The organism is Vibrio sp. 1078-1 (assembly GCF_033340475.1).
Genome location: NZ_JAWOWM010000305.1, coordinates 1 through 729, shown reverse-complemented (window position 1 = coordinate 729; position 729 = coordinate 1). Strand labels below are relative to the sequence as shown.

At 43.5% G+C, this 729-nt stretch carries 2 protein-coding genes; both read right to left on the bottom strand.

Annotation, left to right across the window (positions count from 1 at the left end; translation table 11 throughout):
• Positions 1-294 (bottom strand): RnfH family protein (locus tag R7190_RS27250; protein WP_318137852.1); only part of this gene is annotated, 294 nt, incomplete at its 3' end.
• Positions 284-727, bottom strand: a complete 444-nt coding sequence (locus R7190_RS27245; RefSeq protein ID WP_005381641.1) for an SRPBCC family protein — start codon at positions 725-727, stop codon at positions 284-286. The genes R7190_RS27245 and R7190_RS27250, both read right to left, overlap by 11 nt.
• Between the last annotated feature and the right edge of the window lie 2 nt (positions 728-729).

Genomic DNA, 729 nt, shown 5'->3' with positions numbered 1-729 from the left:
CGCTTTTGCTTGCTCTGCTCGCTTACGACGAATCTCTTTTGGATCTGCCAATAAAGGGCGATAGATTTCAATGCGGTCTTTATCACGTACGGTCGCGTCTAGTTTTACATTACGACTAAACACACCTACTTTGTTTTTTGCTAAATCAATTTCTGGATACAATTCCAAGACACCCGACTGACGAATAATCTCTTCAACCGTCGCGTGGTTATTCACAACTAAGTTAAACACGCGTTGCTCATGAGGCAATGCATACACGACCTCAACGTGAATCATGTCTGACTCAATACTCATAACACTCGTACACCTGTTTCGCGCGTTTGGTAAATGCATTAACCATATTGCTAGTTAGCTCGTTAAAAATCTTGCCGAACGCCATTTCAATCATTTTGCTCGAAAACTCAAACTCAAGCTTAAGTTCAACCTTACATGCCTGCTCATCCAACGCAGTAAAAATCCAACCACCTCGGAGCGTCTTAAACGGACCATCAACCAAGTTCATCATAATAGCTTGGCCAGGAATAAGCTCATTGGACGTAGTGAACGTTTTACTGATGCCCGCTTTCGCAACATCGACAGAAGCGACCATGCCGTTACCCGAAGACTCAATAATTCGAGAGCCCGAACAACCAGGCAAAAACTCAGGGTATTTAGCAACATCATTGACCAGATTAAACATCTGTTCTGCACTAAAAGACACCAACGCAGAACGGCTGACTTGCTTCATAC